The following is a 13,437-nucleotide window of genomic DNA, read 5'->3' on the forward strand; positions in this document are numbered from 1 at the left end:
AAAAGGCCCCAACCGGAAACGGTTGGGGCCTTTTTATTGGCGAGGCCGGTGACGATTAAACGTCAAAGCCTTCCATCAGCTTTTTTTCCACCAGGGCTTTTTTCAGGCGCGCGTACTGGGGAATGCCGTTTTTGTACGGCGGGTAGTCTTCACCCTGGATCAGCGGCTCCAGGTAGTCGCGGCCAGCCTTGGTGATACCGAAACCGTCTTCGGAAATAAACTCCTTGGGCATGAATTTTTCGACGTTGGCCACTTCAGAAAGCGGTGCTTCGCCGATGGTCCAGCTGTAGTCTTCCGTGGTGGTGCCGTTGCGCTCGATGGTAGGCATGATGGCGTTCTTGCCGGCAACCGCCGCTTCCACCGCCGCTTTACCCACGGCGTAGGCCTGCTCCACATCGGTAGCGGACGCAATGTGGCGCGCTGCGCGCTGCAGGTAATCGGCCAGGGCCCAGTGGTACTTGAAGCCCAGCTCGTCTTTCACCATTTTCGCCAGGGTCGGTGCCACGCCACCCAGCTGTTTGTGGCCGAAAGCATCGACGCTGCCCGCATCTGCCAGGAAGGTGCCGTCTTCATACTGGGCACCCTCGGAGGCGACGATCACGCAGTAGCCCTTCTCGGTAACGGTTTGTTGCACTTTGGCGAGGAATTTCTCTTTGTCGAAAGCCACTTCCGGCAGCAGGATGATATGCGGCGCATCGCCTTCCTGCTCCTGAGCCAGGGCGCCGGCTGCGGCGATCCAGCCCGCGTGGCGGCCCATCACTTCAACGATGAAGACCTTGGTGGAGGTGGCGCACATGGAGGCCACGTCCAGGGCCGCTTCCTTTGTGGAGACGGCCACATATTTGGCTACAGAGCCGAAGCCCGGGCAGTTGTCGGTAAACGGCAGGTCGTTATCCACAGTCTTGGGAATATGGATGGCCTGGATGGGGTAGCCCATCTTTTCCGACAGCTGGGAAATCTTGAGACAGGTATCGGCGGAGTCACCACCACCGTTATAGAAGAAGTAGCCGATGTTGTGCGCCTTGAACACCTCGATCAGACGCTCGTATTCAGCGCGGTTCTGCTCCAGGCTTTTCAGCTTGTAGCGGCAGGAACCGAAGGCGCCGGAGGGGGTGTGGCGCAGGGCGGCGATGGTCTCAGTGGATTCCTGGCCGACATCGATCAACTCTTCCTTGAGGGCCCCGACAATGCCGTTCAGACCGGCATAGACATTGCCGATCTTGTCGCTGTGCTGGCGGGCGGTCTCGATGACTCCGCAGGCGGAGGCGTTGATGACGGCGGTAACACCGCCGGATTGCGCGTAAAAGGCGTTCTTCTTCGACATGTCTGTCCTATGGGTCTCGGTTTCTCGTCTAAAGTCACCCTCGGCTCGGGGGTGGAGGCGGCGGGCGGCTCTTGACGGCTACCTCACGCGGCGCGAAGTCTAATGTATTCATATGGCAATTGCATGGAATTGCGGGCATTCGACACTTACTGTGGGAAAAGGCCGTGATAAGCTTGCGCGTCGTTGATTTTTCGAGCACTGCCCGCACTTCCTGCCATTGACAGGGAAAGAAGCAAAAACCGCGCCGGGCCGAGATGTTTACCGGGATTTCCCCGTAGAGCGGGGAATAATTGCGTGAACAGGCAGTCTCAAGCGGCGTCGCTTTCGACATTTGAGGTTTGGGTTGGCTCGGGCCCGTATTGAACAGAGTGAACAAACTGGCATGCATATTCATATTCTAGGCATCTGTGGCACCTTTATGGGCAGCCTGGCGCAATTAGCGGTGGCTGAGGGCCACAAGGTCACTGGCTCCGATGCCAATGTTTACCCGCCCATGAGCACTCAACTGGAGCGCGCCGGCATCACGCTGACCGAGGGCTACGACCCGGCGCAGCTGGATCCGGCGCCGGATCTGGTGATCATTGGCAACGCCCTGTCCCGTGGAAACCCAGCGGTAGAAGCGGTACTTGAGAAGGGGCTCCCCTATACCTCCGGCGCCCAGTGGCTGTGCGATCATTTTCTCGGTGGGCGCTGGGTGCTGGCAGTGTCCGGTACCCACGGCAAGACCACCACTGCCAGTATGCTGGCCTGGGTGCTGGACTTTGCGGGCATGGACCCCGGCTTCCTGATCGGCGGTGTGCCGCAGAATTTTGATGTGTCCGCGCGCCTGGGGAGCACTCCCTTCTTCGTGGTGGAGGCCGACGAGTACGACACGGCGTTTTTCGACAAACGCTCCAAATTTGTCCACTACCGCCCGCGCACCTTGATCATCAACAACCTCGAATTTGACCATGCGGACATTTTTGAGGACCTGGCGGCGATCCAGAAGCAGTTCCACCATCTGGTGCGCACGGTGCCGGGTAGCGGCCTGGTGATCGCCGCCCGGGAGGACGCAGTTACCCAGGTGCTCGATCAGGGCTGCTGGAGTGAGGTGCAGCGCTTTGATGTGGAGCAGGAAGATGGCGTGTGCCTGGGAGACTGGTGCGCGGTAAACGTGGCCGCGGACGGCAGCCGCTTCGATGTGCAGCTGGAAGGCAATACTGTGGCCAGTGTGCAATGGGAACAGACCGGCCTGCACAGTGTGAAGAACGGGCTTGCGGTAATCGCCGCCGCCCGTCACGTGGGGGTTGAACCGGCGACGGCGGCGGAAGCGCTGGGCAAGTTTGGCGGTGTAAAGCGCCGTATGGAGTGCCTCGGGGACATTCAGGGGATCCGCCTGTACGATGATTTTGCCCATCATCCCACGGCCATCGAGACCACGTTGAACGGTCTGCGGGCCAAAGTCGGTAAAGATAAAGTCATCGCATTGATTGAACCGCGTTCCAATACCATGCGTATGGGACATCATCAGCACCAGCTGGCGCGTGCCTGTGCCGGTGCCGACCTGGTCCTCTGGTATCAACCGGAGGGGATGAACTGGTCCCTGGATGAGGTGGTTCACCATTCCACAGTTCCGGCGAAGGTTCTCCACAGTATCGACGCTGCGGTAGAATCCGTTCTTGAACTGTCCGGGCCCGGCAGTCACGTAATTGTGATGAGTAATGGTGGCTTCGGCGGTGTACACCAGCGGCTGCTCCACGCCCTGGAACAGAAATACGGCAAATAGCCCCGTATCGGGGCGGACAACGGATACCTCTTTGGCTGAGCCGACTTTCCCCAAAACAGTAACCCTGGCGATGACCGGCGCCTCCGGGGCACAGTACGGCCTGCGCCTGCTGCAATGCCTGCTGGCGGCGCGGGTGCGTGTATGGCTGTTGCTGTCCGATGCCGCGCGCATCGTGATTAATACCGAAACTGATGTGGCCCTCCCAGAAGAGGAGGGTCGTATTGAGACGTTCCTGCGCGAGCTGTATGGTGCCGAAGAAGGGCAGCTGGCCCTGTTTGGCAAACGCGACTGGTTCTCGCCGGTAGCGTCGGGCACTGGTGCTGCCAACAGCCTGGTGATCTGTCCGGCCAGTGGCGGCACTTTGTCTGCGGTGGCCTGCGGGGCATCTAACAATCTGATCGAGCGGGCCGCGGATGTGGCACTGAAAGAGCGCCGCCAGTTGATTCTGGTACCGCGGGAAGCACCGTATTCGGAAATCCACCTCGAAAACATGCTCAAGCTGACCCGCATGGGGGCGGTGGTCCTGCCGGCGAGCCCGGGCTTTTATCAGAAGCCGCAGACCGTAGAGGACCTGGTGGATTTTGTCGTGGCCAGGATTCTGAGCCAGTTAAATATCGAGCAGTCCCTGTTGCCCCCCTGGGGCGACGGCTGAGAAACGCATCATGCAAAAGACCGTCATCATTCACTTCTGTGTGCAGTGCAACTGGATGCTGCGTTCAACCTGGATGGCCCAGGAGCTGCTGTACACCTTTGCCGAAGATCTGGAGCAGGTGGCACTGAAGCCGGGAAGCGGTGGTGTGTTTGAAATTCTAGTGGGCGACCAGTTGATCTGGGAGCGCAAGCGGGATGGCGGCTTCCCCGGTGCAAAAGAGCTGAAGCAGAAAGTGCGCGATGTACTTTTTCCTGAGCGCGATTTGGGCCACGTGGATAAATAATCGCATTAGCAAAACACCGTGTGCTCTGCACACGATTTATTACGAAGATAAGTGATCAGAATATGTTGTTGGGCTTGAAGACCTGGTACGAGAAACTGGTACTCGGACATCCAAAGATCGTGTTGGCACTAGTGGCTCTGCTCACCATTGCCGCTGCTGCGGGCCTACCGCGATTCAAATTGGATGCCTCTGCGGATTCCCTGACCCTGGAGACGGACGACTCGCTGGATTTCTTCCGGGAGATTTCAGAGCGTTATAACTCCGGTGACTTCCTCGTAGTTACCTACCGCTATAAAAACGGTGACCTGTTCAGCGACGAATCCCTGGCCACAATGCGGCGCCTGCAGGATGAGCTGGCGATGGTAGATGGCGTTTCGGGTGTACAGTCGATCCTCAATGTGCCCCTGCTTTATAGTCCAAAGCTTTCCATCACCGAAGTAGCGGAGGGTATTCGTACTCTGTCCAGCTCCAGTGTGGACAAGGAACTGGCGCGCAAGGAATTTCTCGAGAGCCCTATCTACAAAGAGCTGATTCTGAGCCCCGATGGCGAGACCACCGCCATGATGCTCAACCTCACGCTGGACAAGGAAGGCCTGGATCTGGTGCGCGAGCGCGACGCCCTGCGCCGCCAGCGCAACAGTGAGGGTTTGAATACAGAGGAAGCCCAACGGCTGGAAAAAGTAACCGCCGAATATCTGCAGCACCGGACTGTGCAGGAGGTTGCAGCGCGTGACCGGGTAAAGGAAGTGCGGGAAATTCTTACCCACTACGATGACAACGCCGAGCTGTTCCTCGGCGGCCTCACCATGATCACCTCGGATATGATCGCGTTTATCCAGAGCGACCTGGTGGTGTTCGGTGCCGGTATTCTCGCGTTTATCGTGATTACCCTATTGTTGATTTTCCGGCAGGCACGCTGGGTACTGTTACCGCTTGTCACCTGCGTTACCACTGCGGTGATGATGTTGGGATTACTTTCCTGGCTGGATTGGCGTTTAACGGTGATCTCCGCCAACTTTGTTGCGCTGCTGCTGATTATCACCCTGGCCGTTACCATCCATCTGGCGGTGCGTTACCGCGAATATTTTGCCCAATACCCGGAGTGGGATCGGTTCCAGCTGGCCTCCGCTACGGTGGCATTCATGGCCAAGCCGTGCCTGTACACAGGCCTTACCACCATGGTGGCCTTTATTTCCCTGGTGGTCAGCGGTATTCGCCCGGTAATCGATTTCGGCTGGATGATGACTATGGGTGTCACCGTGGCACTGGTGTTGTCGTTCCTGATTCTTCCCGCGAGCCTGATGCTGCTTAAAAAGCGCGACGCGGGGCAGGGTGAAGATAACTCGCACGCATTTACTCAGCTGTTTTCCCGCTTTGCCGAAAACCACAAAGGTATCGTGCTGGGTGTGGCGGTGCTGGCGGCGATTATCAGTGCGGTGGGTATTTCCCGTCTGAAAGTGGAAAACCGTTTTATCGATTACTTTGATGATTCCACCGAAATCCATCAGGGGATGCTGGTGATCGATCAGCGTCTCGGAGGCACCATCAACCTGGATGTCGTGCTCAGTAAACCCGAGCAGGCCGAGGCGGTGCTTGAAGGGGAAGAGGACCCGTTCGCAGCGGATTTCGGTAGCGATGAATCAGAAAGTGATGCGGCGGAAGAAGCGGATCCGTTTGCTGCGGAAGACCCATTTGCAGCAGACGACCCCTTTGCCAGCGGCAGTGAAAGCCAGGTACCGGACGCCTACTGGTTTACTGTGGCCGGACTGAACCAGATCGAAAGGCTACACGACTTCCTCGAAGCGCAGCCGGAAATTGGCAAGGTGCAGTCACTGGCGACGCTGTACAAAGTGGCGCAGGACCTGAACGATGGCGGCCTGAATGATTTCGAATTGGCGGTGGCTCGCCAGAGCTTGCCGGATGAAATTAACCAGGTACTGGTCCATCCCTATTGGTCCCCGGACCAACAGGAAGCGCGAATTACCATGCGGGTGATGGAAACCGATCCTGACCTGAGCCGCGACGAGTTGATCCAGCGTATTTACGCCTATGCGGAAACCGAAATGGGCATGGCGCCGGAAAATGTTCGCCAGACCGGTATGCTGGTGCTTTACAACAATATGCTGCAAAGCCTCTTCAAGTCCCAGATTCTCACCCTGGGGGCGGTGTTTGCGGGTATCCTGTTGATGTTCCTGGTGCTGTTCCGCTCCTTGTGGTTGGCGGTGATCGCGCTGGTGCCAAACATGCTGGCTGCCTGTGTGGTGCTCGGCGGCATGGGACTGGCGAATATTCCCCTGGATATGATGACCATTACCATTGCCGCTATTACCGTGGGTATCGGCGTGGATCATGCCATTCACTACCTCTACCGGTTCCGCGAGGAGTTTGCCAAAGACGGTGACTATATCGCCACCATGCATCGCAGCCACGCGACCATAGGGCGGGCCATGTTCTACACAGCGATTACGATTATCGCCGGCTTCTCGATATTGGCCCTGTCCAAGTTTGTTCCGTCAATTTACTTCGGACTGCTGACAGCCCTGGCCATGTCGGCGGCGCTGCTGGGCTCGCTGACCCTGCTGCCGCTGCTACTGGTGCTGATCAAGCCTCTGCCCAGGCCTTCCGAGGGCAATGAGCCGGGAAAGTCCCCAGCGGTGGCTGAAGCGTGTATTAGCTGAGCGCGTCGATCTACCGCTTTTAGAATTCTGACGTAGCGTTCACACCTGAATATTCGGGCCCGCGGATTCCCTCCCCGGGCCCTTTTTATTTCTAGCGCACGTGCCTGCTTCTACACTTGAGGATTGGCAGATGCCAATTATTCAAGAGGTGGTTTACAGGCGCATGGTTGACAGGGGTATGCAGAAAAGTCGCGTTGCAATACTGATTCCCGGGATCTTCGACCGGGGCAAGTCAATGTTGAGAATGCAGGGCGCGCTTCATAAAGCGGGGTTTACCGCACGTACTATCCACCTCAAGACTAACAGTGGCTGGTATGGGATGGAGCCCATGGCTGAGCAGCTCTGCGAACTGGTGGAGGAGTTAGCGGGTGAGGGGGAGACTTGCGCGCTGGTGGGGTTCAGCATGGGGGGGATAGTGGCGCGGTATTATCTGCAACGCTTGGGTGGGGCGGAAAAGGTACACAAGTTTATTGCCCTCTCCAGTCCCCACTTTGGCAGCCTGTGGGCGCATCTGTTGCCCTACAAGGGCGGGCGGCAACTGCGCATCGGCAGTGAGTTTCTCGGGAACCTGAACAAGGACGCGGCTGGGCTGGAGGGCGCGGCGCCGGTTTCCATCTGGACACCCTATGACACCACCATTGTGCCGCACACCAGTTCCCGCCTGCCGATTGGTGACACTTACCAGGTGCCGGTAAGCCTGCACCGCTGGGTACCCCAGAACCCAGCGGTGATCGACATCGTGATTGCAGAGCTGACCAGGGCCCTCGAGAGCGGGGCGTCCTAGCACTCCGCAGCCGTCAGCTCTGCTGGATGAAAAAATCCCGCAGATAGCGAAACAGCTTGCGCTGGTTGGTCGGGGCCTTCTTATTGGCGATTTCCTTGTTTGACTCGCGAATAAGGGTGCGCAGCTGCTGGTGATCCGCGCCCGGAAATGCATCGAAAAATGCGCTCTGGGCTTCTTTGCCCTGAGTCAGTAACCGCTCCCGCCATTCTTCCGCCATACGGTCGAAGCGCAGGTGCAGGTGGTCCTGTTCCTTGTGTTTCTCAAGTACGGCTTCGATTGCCTCCACGTCGGCCTTGCGCATCAGCTTGCCGATATACTGCAACTGGCGACGTCGCGCTTCCCGGGACTTGATCCGGTGCATGGTGGCGATACCCTCGGCGAGGTCAGCGTCCATCGGTACTTCCGCGAGCTTGGCCGCGCTAAGCTCGGTGAGTTTTTTGCCCAGCTCCTGCAACTGGTGCATCTCTTCCTTGATCTGGGTCTTGCTCTTGGGCAGATCCTCGTCAAACTCGTTGTAAGGGTCATTGTTGTCGGAATTGTGCATAAGAAGTCTCAAACAAAATTGGACTCGCCCGACATGGCGGGCGAAAAGAAATCAGGCAAAAAATATCGTCGCCAGGCCGAGGAAGGACATAAAACCCACCACATCGGTGACTGTCGTGAGCGCTACGCCGCCGGCCAGCGCCGGATCGATTCGCATCGCCCGCAGGGCCACCGGCAAAATAGCTCCGGCGAGTGCAGCGGTGATCAGATTGATGACCATGGCCGCAATGATAATCCAGGCGATGCGCTGATCCCCAAACCAGAGTGCTGCAATGCCGCCCATCACCGCTGACCACAGAATCGCGTTCAGCGCGCCGCTGCCCAGTTCCCGCGACAGTAACCAACCCAGGTTACTTCGCCCTATCTGGCCCAGGGCCATACCGCGAATCACTACCGTAAGTGTCTGGCTGCCGGCAACCCCGCCCATACTGGCGACAATGGGCATCAGTACCGCCAACGCCACCACCTTGTCGATGGTGCCCTGGAACAGGTTGATCACCCAGGAGGCCAGCAGCGCGGTCAGTAGGTTGATACCGAGCCAGATTGCCCGCCGTGGTGCAGTGCGTTTAACGGTAGCGAAGGTATCTTCTTCTTCGTCGAGACCGGCGAGGCTCATTAGTGAGTGATCCGCGTCCTCGCGAATCACGTCCACCACATCATCGATCGTGATACGACCCAGCAGACGCTTTTGCTCATCCACGACCGGCGCGGTTACCCAGTCATACTGGGCGAAGAGTCGCGCTACCTCGTCGTCGGGCATGTCGGCGGGGATTGGCTCGACGTCCGTGACCATGATCTCGCGCACTGTGACGGATGGGTCGGTGGTGAGCAGTTTGGTGAGTGGCAGCAGGCCGATAAACCGGTCCTTGCGGTTCACAACAAAAAGGTTGTCGGTGGATTCCGGCAATTGCTCGTGCCGGCGCAGGTAGCGAAGTACCACGTCGAGATGCAGGTTGGGGCGTACGGATACGATTTCCGTATCCATCAGGCCACCGGCAGTCTCTTCGTCGTAGGCGAGCACGCTTTCTACCCGCTGGCGATCACGCTCGCTCATTGCAGAGAGCACTTCCGCCATCACCCGCTCAGGCAACTGCTGCAGTATGTCCGCCACATCGTCCGCATCCAGGCCTTCCATCACCGCCACCATTTCTTCGGTGTCCATGGTGGAGAGGATTTGGCTCTGGATCTCGTCAGACAGCTCCTGGAGTACCTCGCCTTCCACCTCGCGGTCGATCAGCTTCCAAAGTACCTGGCGAATACGGGGTGGCGAGCTTTCCAGTAGCTGCGCAATGCTCGGTGGGGAGAGGGAGGCCAGCATGCGCTGGACTTCGCGTCCGGTGCCACTATCCAGCGCCGCGTACAGCTCGCCGAGCTGATTCTGGGCGCGGAAATTAATGTCGGTATTGACGGGCTTGGGCACAGGAATTCCAGATGTTCGAGAGGGTGGCGAGTGCCGGCATTATACGGCGAGAATTCGCATGGGTAGCGATTAGACGTGTGGAAACTGCAGTAATGGCGGCGGTGATATTCGCTTCTTATTCACCTTCACCAAAACGGTCATTGATCAATGAGCAGATAGCTTCGTGCGCCAAGTCTTCGTCGCGGCCACAGACTTCCAGCTCCAGTTCCACGCCTTTGCCTGCCGCCAGCAACATCAGTGCCATCACGCTTTTACCATCTACGGTTTTGCCTTCGTAGAGCACTTTCACTTCTGATGAAAAGCGCGCACTGGTCTGGGCAAATTTACTGGCAGCGCGGGCATGCAGCCCCAGTTTGTTGATGATTGTGATGCGGCTTCTTTGCATAGGCGCCTACTGTCTGCTCTCGTTCTCTTCTGGGCAGAATTACTTCTGCTGTTCGCGGTGGCGAATTTGAATATTTTCAAACTGGCCGGCAAAGGTCTTGGCTAGTTGCTCCACCATATAGACGGACCTGTGTCGGCCGCCGGTACAGCCGATGGAAACCGAGGTGTAGCTGCGGTTACTCTGCTGGTAGGAAGGCAGCCAGCGCTCGAGAAAGTTGGTGATGTCCCGCTGCATATCACTGGTTTCCTGATGTGAACGCAGGAACTCTGCCACTTCAGGATCCAGTCCGGTTTTGTTGCGCAGTTCCGGAATCCAGTAAGGATTGGGTAGGCAACGCAGGTCGAACACCAGATCGGCATCTACCGGGACGCCGTGTTTGAAACCGAAGGACTGGAACAGGATTGCCATTCCCGGTGAGTCCTTGCCGACCACGCGGGATTTCATCTGGTCGCGTAATTGGTGCAGGCTGAGGCTGCTGGTGTCGATCACCAGGTCGGCCATGGAGGCCAACGGGGCGAGCAGCTCCTTTTCGCGGTTCAGCGCTTCCAGCAGGTGGGTGTGACTGTCGCTCAGGGGGTGTTTGCGGCGGGTTTCACTGAAGCGTTGCACCAGAACTGGGGAGCGCGCGTCCAGGTAGATGACATCGCAGTCGATGCCGCTCTCCCGCAGGTCGTTGATCACCTTGGGGGCCTGGCGCACGTCGTGCCACAGGTTGCGGGCATCGATGCCAAGGGCCAGCTGGGTGTTTTCCTCGGACGGCTGCTCTGCCACCCGGCGGATCAGCTCTGGCAGCAGGCTCGCGGGGAGGTTGTCGATACAGTTGAAGCCAACGTCTTCCAGCAGTTGCAGGGCGGAGCTTTTTCCGGAGCCCGAGCGGCCGCTGATGATGACCAGTCGCATAGAACAAGCACTCCTTGCTGAATCCGGGGCCGTGCGGCGCCGGCATGGCTAACTTGAGCAGGGCCGGCAGCGGGTGGCTGCCGGATTACGCGAGCTATTATGCCGCGGCGGCGCTGTTGATGGCCAGTGCGTAGAGATCGTCGCTGGTGCTAGCCTCGCGCAGCTTTTCACGCACGCGGCTATCGCTGAACAGGGCGGCAATTTCCGCCAGGGTGTCCAAATGCTCCTGCTCAGAGTCCTCGGGGACCAGCAGGGCGAACAGCAGATCAACGGGCTGGCGGTCGATGGCGTCAAAATCTACGGCTGGAGAGGTAGTGCAAATCACACCGATGGGCTTGTCACAACCGGGCAGGCGGCAGTGAGGAATGGCGACGCCTTCGCCAATCCCTGTAGAGCCCAGGCGCTCCCGTGCTACCAGCTGGTTGAATACGGTATCGGAATCCAGTTCAGGGTATTGTTCTGAAATCGCTTGGGCGATATTGAGTAACAGCTTTTTCTTGCTACTCCCCGCCAGATGGCAAAGGCTCAGGCGGGGAGAGAGTAATGCTTCCAATGTCATAACTTACTGATGATCTAGCGGTACAGGCCAGCCGGTAACCTGGTGATGTTACGACTAGCGGTGACTGCGTAACTTCTCTTTGTGTTTCAGCAGTTGCCGGTCGAGTTTGTCTGTCAGCGAATCGATCGCTGCGTACATGTCCTCAGATTCCGAATCGGCAAAAATATCCTTGTTGCCGTTCACGTGAACCCGCGCTTCGGCTTTCTGGATGAGTTTGTCGACGGAAAGAATGACCTGGGTATTGGTAATCAGGTCATTGTGGCGGGAGAGCTTGTCCAGTTTGGTCTCGCAGTAATCGCGAATGGCCGGAGTAACGTCTACATGGTGGCCACTGATATTGATCTGCATGGATTTCTCCTCATAGGGTGCAACACAAATCTGGCGGCACCCCCGCACAGGGCGGCAACCCTACTAGGAAGTGCGTCAGAATGGAAGGATACACTCAATATCTAACCATTGGTTGCCCGGAAAATGTCTGAAAAGAGGCTGCGGTGTCCCGTTTTGTGACTGGTGATGTCAAACCAGTCGTTTTCGCTCGCTGGAGGAGGGGATTCCCATCGACTCGCGGTACTTGGCCACGGTGCGTCTCGCCACTTTGATGCCCTGGGAGTCAAGTTCCTGAGTGATCTTGTTATCCGACAGCGGCTTGCGGGGCTGCTCGCCGTCGATCAACTTGCGAATCAGGGCGCGGATGGCAGTGGAGGATGCATCCTCGCCGGAATCGGTGCTGACGTGGCTAGAGAAGAAATATTTGAGCTCGAACACGCCGCGGGGGGTGAGCATGTACTTCTGCGTTGTCACCCTAGAAATGGTGGATTCATGCATGCCGATGGTCTCGGCGATATTCGCCAGCACCATGGGTTTCATGGCTTCGGGCCCCAGTTCAAAGAACCCCTGCTGCTTTTCGACGATACAGCTGGCCACTTTCAGCAAAGTCTCGTGGCGGCTCTGCAGGCTTTTCAGGAACCAGCGCGCCTCCTGCAGATTGTCCCGCAAGTAGTTATTTTCGCTGGAGTTATCGGCGCGCTTGATCATGGACGCGTAGGCGTCGTTGATGCGCAGCTTGGGCGTGGTTTCCGGGTTCAGCTCCACAACCCAGCGGTGCTGTTTGCGACTCACGATTACGTCCGGCACCACATACTGGGGCTCTTCACTGCCGAAAGCCTCGCCGGGGTAGGGTGTGAGGGTCTGGATCAGGCGCATCACCTCGCCGAGCTGGGTCTCGTTAAGTCGCGTGCGGCGGCTCAGTTGCCGGAAGTCACGCTTTCCGAGCAGGTCCAGGTGCTGGCCTACCACGACAAGTGCCTGGGCCATCCAGGGGGTGGTTTCCGGCAGTTGACGCAATTGCAGCAGCAGGCTTTCGCGCAGATCGCGCGCGCCGCAGCCGACGGGTTCCAGTTGCTGAATGGTTTTGAGGACTGCCAGGACTTCATCAGTTTCGACCTCGAAGGCCGCGGCCATTTCATCCAGGTCGGCGTCGAGAAAACCGTTTGGGGCAATGGCGTCGATTAGTGCCTCGCCGATCAGCTTGTCGCTGTCGGTCAGCCCGGTGAGGTTCAATTGCCACAGCAGGTGATCCTGCAGGCTCTCTGAGGCGGCATTGCGCTGCTCCAACGCATAATCCTCTCCCTCACCGCCGCTGTAGCTGCCACTGGTATAGATGTCGTCCCAGCGGGTATCCACCGGCAGGTCGTCCGGGATTTCAGTGCTCCAGTCGCCGTCTGCGCTGGAGTCGCTCTGGGCCTCGCTGGCGCTTTCGCGTTCGCTGGCTTCTCGCTCCTGACCTTCAGGAGTGGCTGGGGTATTCTGGTCCTGATGGGACTCGCCAGCATGATCCTCAAAATCGGATTCAAGCAGCGGGTTGCTGTCGAGCGCGGACTGAATCTCTTGTTGCAGGTCCAACGTCGACAACTGCAACAGGCGTATGGCCTGCTGCAGCTGCGGAGTCATCGTCAGCTGGGTGCCGAGTTTTAACTGGAGTGACTGCTTCATAAGGGAGGTTCGGCAGAAAATTCTGTCATTGGCGCGCCACAGCAGATTTGATGCTTGAAGCGGCGGCGTTTAGCTCATTTCCTGCAGACTACCCCGGAGCAAATCGGAACACAAGGGGCAGTTTAAGCAATAAGCGTGCCGAAAAATAATGC

General features: G+C 58.0%; 13 protein-coding genes. 5 read left to right on the forward strand and 8 right to left on the reverse strand.

What is annotated here, in order from left to right:
- Positions 1 to 55 precede the first annotated feature (55 nt).
- Entirely contained in the window at positions 56 to 1,324 is a 1,269-nt protein-coding gene (locus LC059_RS02295) for a 6-phosphofructokinase (protein WP_226702211.1), read from the reverse strand.
- A gap of 382 nt (positions 1,325 to 1,706) precedes the next feature.
- Here LC059_RS02295 and mpl point away from each other — a divergent pair, with 382 nt between their 5' ends.
- The 5 genes from mpl to LC059_RS02320 all read left to right on the forward strand — a co-directional run bounded on the left by mpl (position 1,707) and on the right by LC059_RS02320 (position 7,486).
- Positions 1,707 to 3,089 (forward strand): UDP-N-acetylmuramate:L-alanyl-gamma-D-glutamyl-meso-diaminopimelate ligase, encoded by a 1,383-nt coding sequence (gene mpl, locus LC059_RS02300; protein WP_226702212.1) that lies wholly within the window; start codon positions 1,707 to 1,709, stop codon positions 3,087 to 3,089.
- 70 nt (positions 3,090 to 3,159) lie between these two features.
- A complete protein-coding gene (locus LC059_RS02305; protein WP_413231542.1) occupies positions 3,160 to 3,741 on the forward strand; it encodes a flavin prenyltransferase UbiX in 582 nt (193 codons plus the stop codon).
- Between the two features lie 10 nt (positions 3,742 to 3,751).
- Positions 3,752 to 4,024, forward strand: coding sequence for a SelT/SelW/SelH family protein (locus LC059_RS02310; protein WP_226702214.1), 273 nt, complete (start codon positions 3,752 to 3,754; stop codon positions 4,022 to 4,024).
- A 62-nt stretch (positions 4,025 to 4,086) separates the two neighbouring features.
- Positions 4,087 to 6,702 carry an efflux RND transporter permease subunit gene (locus LC059_RS02315; protein WP_226702215.1) on the forward strand — a complete coding sequence of 872 codons (2,616 nt, stop codon included), beginning with the start codon at positions 4,087 to 4,089 and terminating at the stop codon, positions 6,700 to 6,702.
- Between the two features lie 178 nt (positions 6,703 to 6,880).
- On the forward strand, positions 6,881 to 7,486 hold the full coding sequence (locus LC059_RS02320; RefSeq protein WP_226702216.1) for a lipase family alpha/beta hydrolase: 606 nt from the start codon (positions 6,881 to 6,883) through the stop codon (positions 7,484 to 7,486).
- Positions 7,487 to 7,499: 13 nt separating this feature from the next.
- Here LC059_RS02320 and yjgA read toward each other — a convergent pair whose 3' ends face one another.
- The 7 genes from yjgA to LC059_RS02355 form a co-directional block, all read right to left on the reverse strand.
- The gene (yjgA, locus tag LC059_RS02325) at positions 7,500 to 8,030 is read right to left on the reverse strand and encodes a ribosome biogenesis factor YjgA (protein WP_226702217.1); all 531 of its coding nucleotides are present in this window, start codon (positions 8,028 to 8,030) and stop codon (positions 7,500 to 7,502) included.
- 51 nt (positions 8,031 to 8,081) lie between these two features.
- A complete protein-coding gene (gene mgtE, locus LC059_RS02330; RefSeq protein WP_413231543.1) occupies positions 8,082 to 9,425 on the reverse strand; it encodes a magnesium transporter in 1,344 nt (447 codons plus the stop codon).
- Positions 9,426 to 9,564: 139 nt separating this feature from the next.
- Entirely contained in the window at positions 9,565 to 9,834 is a 270-nt protein-coding gene (locus tag LC059_RS02335; RefSeq protein ID WP_226702219.1) for an HPr family phosphocarrier protein, read from the reverse strand.
- A 39-nt stretch (positions 9,835 to 9,873) separates the two neighbouring features.
- Complete coding sequence (rapZ, locus tag LC059_RS02340) at positions 9,874 to 10,734, reverse strand: RNase adapter RapZ (protein ID WP_226702220.1); 861 nt, start codon at positions 10,732 to 10,734, stop codon at positions 9,874 to 9,876.
- A gap of 97 nt (positions 10,735 to 10,831) precedes the next feature.
- On the reverse strand, positions 10,832 to 11,293 hold the full coding sequence (ptsN, locus tag LC059_RS02345) for a PTS IIA-like nitrogen regulatory protein PtsN (RefSeq protein ID WP_226702221.1): 462 nt from the start codon (positions 11,291 to 11,293) through the stop codon (positions 10,832 to 10,834).
- Between the two features lie 54 nt (positions 11,294 to 11,347).
- Positions 11,348 to 11,641: a ribosome hibernation-promoting factor, HPF/YfiA family gene (gene hpf / locus LC059_RS02350; protein WP_226702222.1), complete on the reverse strand. Its 294-nt coding sequence runs from the start codon at positions 11,639 to 11,641 to the stop codon at positions 11,348 to 11,350.
- A 168-nt stretch (positions 11,642 to 11,809) separates the two neighbouring features.
- The gene (locus LC059_RS02355) at positions 11,810 to 13,285 is read right to left on the reverse strand and encodes an RNA polymerase factor sigma-54 (RefSeq protein ID WP_226702223.1); all 1,476 of its coding nucleotides are present in this window, start codon (positions 13,283 to 13,285) and stop codon (positions 11,810 to 11,812) included.
- Positions 13,286 to 13,437: the final 152 nt, after the last annotated feature.

Source organism: Microbulbifer elongatus (genome assembly GCF_020524885.1).
Taxonomy (GTDB): Bacteria; Pseudomonadota; Gammaproteobacteria; order Pseudomonadales; family Cellvibrionaceae; genus Microbulbifer; species Microbulbifer elongatus_A.

What these genes read in the sequence shown, in the direction of transcription:
- ptsN (WP_226702221.1), bottom strand. Translation starts at nt 11,293, where the DNA reads ATGACATTGGAAGCATTACTCTCTCCCCGCCTGAGCCTTTGCCATCTG.
- hpf (WP_226702222.1), bottom strand. Translation starts at nt 11,641, where the DNA reads ATGCAGATCAATATCAGTGGCCACCATGTAGACGTTACTCCGGCCATT.
- rapZ (WP_226702220.1), bottom strand. Translation starts at nt 10,734, where the DNA reads ATGCGACTGGTCATCATCAGCGGCCGCTCGGGCTCCGGAAAAAGCTCC.
- LC059_RS02355 (WP_226702223.1), bottom strand. Translation starts at nt 13,285, where the DNA reads ATGAAGCAGTCACTCCAGTTAAAACTCGGCACCCAGCTGACGATGACT.
- mpl (WP_226702212.1), top strand. Translation starts at nt 1,707, where the DNA reads ATGCATATTCATATTCTAGGCATCTGTGGCACCTTTATGGGCAGCCTG.
- LC059_RS02315 (WP_226702215.1), top strand. Translation starts at nt 4,087, where the DNA reads ATGTTGTTGGGCTTGAAGACCTGGTACGAGAAACTGGTACTCGGACAT.
- LC059_RS02320 (WP_226702216.1), top strand. Translation starts at nt 6,881, where the DNA reads ATGCAGAAAAGTCGCGTTGCAATACTGATTCCCGGGATCTTCGACCGG.
- yjgA (WP_226702217.1), bottom strand. Translation starts at nt 8,030, where the DNA reads ATGCACAATTCCGACAACAATGACCCTTACAACGAGTTTGACGAGGAT.
- LC059_RS02310 (WP_226702214.1), top strand. Translation starts at nt 3,752, where the DNA reads ATGCAAAAGACCGTCATCATTCACTTCTGTGTGCAGTGCAACTGGATG.
- LC059_RS02305 (WP_413231542.1), top strand. Translation starts at nt 3,160, where the DNA reads ATGACCGGCGCCTCCGGGGCACAGTACGGCCTGCGCCTGCTGCAATGC.
- LC059_RS02335 (WP_226702219.1), bottom strand. Translation starts at nt 9,834, where the DNA reads ATGCAAAGAAGCCGCATCACAATCATCAACAAACTGGGGCTGCATGCC.
- LC059_RS02295 (WP_226702211.1), bottom strand. Translation starts at nt 1,324, where the DNA reads ATGTCGAAGAAGAACGCCTTTTACGCGCAATCCGGCGGTGTTACCGCC.